The sequence below is a fragment of the Microcystis sp. LEGE 08355 genome (assembly GCF_015207185.1).
GTDB classification, from domain to species: Bacteria; Cyanobacteriota; Cyanobacteriia; order Cyanobacteriales; family Microcystaceae; genus Microcystis; species Microcystis panniformis.
Window position 1 is genome coordinate 1 of the sequence record NZ_JADEXI010000262.1, and the last position, 6,236, is coordinate 6,236.

4 protein-coding genes and 2 pseudogenes are annotated in these 6,236 nt (G+C 44.8%); 1 reads left to right on the forward strand and 5 read right to left on the reverse strand.

All coding sequences use genetic code 11. The annotated features are described in order from the left end of the window. From IQ242_RS13900 to IQ242_RS13920, 5 genes and pseudogenes are all read right to left on the reverse strand, one after another. Positions 1-284 (reverse strand): annotated as a pseudogene (locus IQ242_RS13900) (hypothetical protein); the annotation flags it as partial. Between the two features lie 415 nt (positions 285-699). Then, positions 700-2,004, reverse strand: a complete 1,305-nt coding sequence (locus IQ242_RS13905) for an ABC transporter substrate-binding protein (RefSeq protein WP_193960373.1) — start codon at positions 2,002-2,004, stop codon at positions 700-702. A 278-nt stretch (positions 2,005-2,282) separates the two neighbouring features. After that, on the reverse strand, positions 2,283-3,521 hold the full coding sequence (gene ctpA / locus IQ242_RS13910; RefSeq protein ID WP_193960374.1) for a carboxyl-terminal processing protease CtpA: 1,239 nt from the start codon (positions 3,519-3,521) through the stop codon (positions 2,283-2,285). A 191-nt stretch (positions 3,522-3,712) separates the two neighbouring features. Next, positions 3,713-4,792, reverse strand: coding sequence for a class II fructose-bisphosphate aldolase (gene fba / locus IQ242_RS13915; RefSeq protein WP_002744497.1), 1,080 nt, complete (start codon positions 4,790-4,792; stop codon positions 3,713-3,715). 132 nt (positions 4,793-4,924) lie between these two features. After that, the gene (locus tag IQ242_RS13920) at positions 4,925-6,052 is read right to left on the reverse strand and encodes an aldo/keto reductase (protein ID WP_193960375.1); all 1,128 of its coding nucleotides are present in this window, start codon (positions 6,050-6,052) and stop codon (positions 4,925-4,927) included. Between IQ242_RS13920 and IQ242_RS13925 the strand changes: the two are divergent. Then, positions 6,052-6,236, forward strand: a pseudogene (locus IQ242_RS13925) (hypothetical protein); the annotation flags it as partial. The gene IQ242_RS13920 and the pseudogene IQ242_RS13925 overlap by 1 nt on opposite strands.

Genomic DNA, 6,236 nt, shown 5'->3' on the forward strand with positions numbered 1-6,236 from the left:
ACCTGGGAACAAGATGGCAGGATTTGCTTGTGCCAAGGCTCTGCCTTAAAATATCCTTCAGGTAGAACCTGAATAAAGGGTTCCCAGGTAGAACCTGAGAACGAGATAACAGGATTTGCTTTTTCATCTCTGGTGGTGAAAATTTTTTCATCGGGACTGACTGGAAAATAGAGGCTGAAATAACGCAAATTCGTCAATACTGATAACTGATAACTGATAACTGATAACTGATAACTGATAACTGATAACTGACTTCTAACCCCATGTTGGTTAAAGATAAGCAAAAATTATCTATTGACTCCAAAAACTTGAGAATATTTAAATTAACATTTCGCAATATTTATAAATTCTTAAGAATTAATTGAGAAAGATTTTTATTTAACAACGATGTTATGCCGGTTACAGCGATTTGATAGAATTTCACAATGGGGTATTCTATGCTTTTTTGGGCAGCAAAGGTTGAAACCCTTGCCACACCTAGAAGGTAATCCCAATTAAGACAGGTAAATGAGTCAATTTCACCCACAACGATGATCTTTTTTTTGTGTAGTTTTATTGCAAAAAAAAAGTTTTTTTGACAAAAAGCACAAAGTATGCTGCTGTCAACGGACTTCGTGGCTGTTGGGGGGGGGAGAGGGGAGCAGGGAAAATAAATACAAGCAATCTCCTGACTCCTGACTCCTGAATACTGACTCCTGATTACTGATTGGGTGTCACCTTATCGATAACCTTGAGAGTCCCGTCATCCTTAACAGTCCAGACATCGTAACTACCGACCACATCGCCATTTTCATCGATATCCACATTGCCACTGGCCCCCTGATAGTTAATATCCTCGCCTTTGCGAATCATTTCCAGGGCTTGACAAGCATCGGTTACTTCCGTCCCCGGACCGTTAGCCACCTCACGAATCTTGCTTTGAATCCCTTCACCAGTGTTAGATTTAGCCGCCTCGGCTGCTAACATCAATAAAATCGCCGCATCCCAAGTATGGGGAACAAAAGCAGTGACATCCTTGCCGGTTTTTTCCTTCCAGAGAGTAGTAAAAGCGCTTAAAGCTTGACCGTTGGCCCCGGGGACCGTGCCTAGGGCCCCAGCAATAATTGACTTACCATCGGTTCCTTTCCCCACCTGTTTGGTGAAATCTTCCGAATAAACCCCATCGGTGAGGAGGACAGTAACTCCTTTGGTCAACCCCTGTTTATAGGCCGCTTGTAGTAATAAACTGCCCGTTTCAGCGTAAAGGACTGCCGCTACAGCATCCGGTTGGTTAGCGAAGGCAGCCGCCGCTTCACTATCGAGAGTGGCAGCTTTCGGGTCATAACGGACAGGATTTTGCTTATTAGTGATCGTGCCGCCTAATTTATCGAAAGCGCTCACGAATTCCCGTTCAAATCCGACTCCGTAATCGTTATTGATCACGACGGTGGCCACATTTTGAAAACCCTTTTTCTTAGCTAGGACAGCTAAAGCTTGAGCTTGGTAGGTGTCCGGGGGAGCCGTCCGCGCCCAAAAACCTTGAAAATCGCCTTTTTTCGCCCTGTCAGTAAATACAGGACTGGTGCTACCCGGAGAGACTAACATAACTTTATTTCTCACCGCCACATCGACGGCTGCTCCTGAGACGCTACTGGCAAAGGAACCGATCACACCGGCTACTTTATCCATCTGCGCTAGTTTTGTCATCGCCGAAGCACCGGCAGCGGGATCGGTTTGGTCATCTTCTTTCACGAGGGTGACGGGTTTGCCATTGACTCCACCACAGGCATTGATAGTCTCTACCGCTAGGGCAGCCGCTTCGGGCATATTTTGACCAATAGCGGCTAAATCTCCGGTAATGGGCAGTAAGGCCCCTAATTTTAGTCCCTCATCACCGGGGGCAGTGGTGGTGGGACTAGAGGCGTTGTTATTCGGGGTTTGGGCATTATTACAAGCGCTTAAAAAATTAGCTAAGAGGCTAATGCTCAGGGTTAGGGCTAGGGGCGATCGAATATATCTCTGCATGGCAGTAAAATCAAGGATGAGTTAAGGTTGCAAGGCTGAAAAACCCTGACTGGGAAAATTCTAATCGATGTTAGCATTCTCTCCAAATCAAACAGGTTTTCCTCTTAATTTAGATATTGATGGAAAAAACGGCTAATTTGTTCGATTTATGCCGTGGGAATTATAAATTATGAATTATGAATTATGAAGTGGGGAGCAGGGAGCGGGGTAGTGGGGATAATAAGTAAAAATAATCTCCTGAATCCTGCCCCACCAACAAACTTTTTCAGTAAACCCACTTAGGAAGCTTTGGCTAAAACGGTGTTCTGGTTTAAAAACTGAATCGCCGTTTGGTATTGACTATCTTTTTCGGTGCCGATTTCCTGATATGTGATCGGTTCCTGTGCCACCACTTGATCGGGCATAATTCCTAACTTATGAATATCATGGTGGGCGGGAGTTTCATATTTGGCGACGGTAATCGCTAATCCTGCCCCATCGGGTAACTCGAATAAGGACTGAATTAATCCCTTACCGAAAGTCTTTTCTCCCACTAAAACCCCTCGCTGATTGTCCTGTAATGCTCCGGCTAAAATCTCGCTGGCGCTGGCGGTTCCCTGATTGACTAAAACCACTAAAGGCGAGTCGGTTAAAGCATTACCAGAAGCGGCAAAACTATCGGCAATTCCCTCGCGATTAACCGTATAAACAATCGTTCCCTGATTAATCCACATCCGAGCGATTTCTATACCCGCTTGCAGTAAACCACCGGGGTTATTTCTTAGATCCAAAATATAACCCTTGGCTCCTTGTTTTTTTAGGTTCGTCACAGCTTCCGAGACTTCTTTGGCAGCGTTAGCACTAAATTGATTTAAGCGCACATAACCGATGGGCAAGGAACTAGAATTTTTATCCAAAACCGCTACCACTGGACTTAAAGAAATGCGTTGACGGGTTAAAGATAGGGTTTTTGTTTGACTTTTTTGATCGGGAAGAATGACTAAGGAAACTTCTGTTCCGGCGGTCCCGCGCATTTTGGCTGCTGCTGCATCGAGGGTTAAAGTAGTGGTATCGATGCCATCAATAAACAAAATGCGATCGTGGCTAGTTAAACCAGCGGCCTCAGCAGGAGAACCGGCAAGGGGGGCAACCACTTCTAAGTAACCATTATCGGGATTGATATTAATTTGCAGTCCTACCCCCGATAATTCCCCCGTGGTGCTAATTTGTAGGTTATGGTATTGATCCGGTCGCAAGAGACGGGTAAAGGGTTCATCGAGAGTGGCTAACATCTGTTCGATCGCATTATAGGCCGCCGTCCGATCGTTGAGGGGTTTTTTGATGAATTGTTCCCGCACCTGCCACCAGTTTTGATGATTAAAGGTGTCATCATAATAGGATTGGTTGACTAATCGCCAAGATTGCAGTAGTAATTTTTGTTCTTCGCTAAAGGCGGCTGCTGTGGGTGTCCATGCCATCCAAGTCAGACAAAACCAAAATCCCACTAATAATCCCACCCACAACGATTTTTTTCTCATCTTGCTTCTCTTATAAATCCAGTGCTGATCTGCTGATTATTTTCAGTATAGTCTTTTCTCTGAAATCGATTCTTATCTGACAACTCTTTCCCTTGAAGGCATTCCCATAAAAAAGAGGGTAGTTATGGTTAACTACCCCAAAAAATTCTACTAGATCGGTGCCATTAAGCGATCGCTTAATTGTTCAGCTACTAGACAGCCACAACTTTTTTGCTGACTTGGGTTAATTGCCCTTTAGCATATTTGGCTGCGTAGTCATCAAGGGACATTTGTTTGATTTTGCTGGCGTTACCGGCGGTACCAAATTGTTGATAGCGATCGGCACAAACTTTCTGCATATAGGTGATCGAGGGTTTCAGGAAGAAACGGGGATCAAACTCTTTCGGGTTGCTGAATAGTGCTTCCCGAACTGCGGCAGTAATTGCTAAACGGCAGTCGGTGTCGATATTGATTTTACGCACACCACTCTTGATGCCTTTTTGGATTTCTTCCACGGGAACACCGTAGGTTTCAGGGATAGCGCCACCGAATTGGTTGATTAATTCGAGGAGATCTTCGGGGACCGAGGAAGAACCGTGCATAACCAAGTGAGTATTGGGTAAGCGGTTATGAATTTCTTCAATACGGCTAATAGCGAGAATTTCGCCGGTGGGTTTGCGGGTAAATTTGTAAGCACCGTGGCTAGTACCAATGGCTACTGCTAAAGCATCTACTTGGGTTCTTTCGACGAAATCCACCGCTTCATCGGGATCGGTTAACAGCATCGAGTGATCTAATTCCCCTTCAAAACCGTGGCCATCTTCCGCTTCTCCTTTACCAGTTTCTAGGGAACCTAAACAACCGAGTTCTCCTTCCACACTAGCACCGATCGAGTGGGCAACTTTTACCACTTCAGCAGTAACGTTAACGTTGTACTCGTAGGTGGCGGGAGTTTTAGCATCCGCTTCTAAGGAACCATCCATCATAACACTGGTGAAACCGTTACGGATGGCCGAGTAGCAGGTGGCGGGTTCATTACCGTGATCCTGGTGCATCACGATGGGGATATGAGGATAGGTTTCCACCGCGGCGGTGATCAAGTGACGCAGGAAGTTTTCCCCTGCATATTTGCGCGCACCGCGAGAAGCTTGTAGAATAACGGGGCTGTCGGTGGCTGCCGCCGCTTGCATGATCGCTTGGATCTGCTCCATATTATTTACGTTAAAAGCGGGGATGCCATATCCGTTCTCAGCCGCGTGATCCAACAATAACCGCATGGGGACGAGTGCCATATCCTTTACTCCTTAATCTATTTCTTGTTTTTTGTCTCTTTAAATTCAAGAAAGTTAATTCTCTTACCTGTTAATCTTAAGATAGTTTTTACACTTTGACGATCCCCAAAAAAAATTTTTCCCAGTTTCGTCCTAAGATGACCACAATCTCCGTTGCGCTGCTCCCTTAAGTAGTTCGTGTGTATTAAATAGTAGCTGGGGAATGGGCAATTTTTCCGGGCAGCGAGGTAAACAATCACCGCATTCACTACAATTATTCGCCTTGCGTCCGGGGAACCAATGACCGGCATTTTCCAGCATTCGATAGCGATACTGGCCAAAATCGGTCATTTCGTAAGCTACTGCCAGATTCCGCAGTCTCAACACTTCAGGGATATTAATATTTTCGGGACAGGGTAAACATTGATAACATTGGCTACATAAATCTGTAGCTAATTTATCGGTTAAATGTGCCTCTAAACGTTTAAAAACGGCAATTTCTGCCGCATCTAGTGGCTGATCTCCTTCGCATACGTTAATAATTGCTTCTAATTCCTCCGGTATCGCTGCCCCGACGCTGAGGGTAGTAATGCGCGGATCACTCAATAAAAAGCGATAATTTAGCTCTAGGGGTGAAAAAGGAGCGCATAATTCCTCTAGCTTCTTGGGAGGTCTGTGGAGACTACCTCCCTTATCAGCAGGGGAGATAATAAACACACCCATGTCCTTTGATCGGGACAAAGCGATCGCCGGTTGCTGTCTTTGCCAAAAAAAATAGTAATGGATATTGACAAAAGCGAAGAAATCTGTATTGATTGTCTCCAGAATAATTTCTAGGGGTGCATGGGTAGAAAAGCCAATATGACCGATTTTTCCAGCTTCTTGGGCCATAAAAACGGCTTTCATGCAGCCTTGTGGGTCTTTAATCCAGTTTAAATGCTCGCGGGTGTTAATACCGTGAATTGCTAGACAATCGAGGTAATTTAATTGTAATCGTTCTAGGGATTCGGCGATCGCTTTTTCCATAGTTTGGCGATCGGGAGTGGGGACCAATTTCGTAGTCAGATAAACCCGCTCCCGCACTCCTTGACGCTGCAGGTAGCGACCGAGAAAAACTTCGCTATTACCGTAACCTCTGGCCGTTTCTAGGTGATTAATACCCAATTCTAAGGCGCGATCGAGTGTTGCGGCAAACACCGACTCTGAGGACAAACAGCGCATTGTCCCCAGGGAAAACAGCGAAAATTGCCAATTAGTACGGCCAAATCGTCGATAACGCATTGATTCAGTTATCAGTTATCAGTTATCAGTTACCAGTTATCAGTTATCAATTATCAATTATCAGTTATCAGTTGTCAGTTATCAGTTATCAGTTATCAGTTATCAGTTATCAGTTATCAGTTATCAGTTATCAGTTATCAGTTATCAGTTATCAGTTATCAGTTATCAGTTATCAGTTATCAGT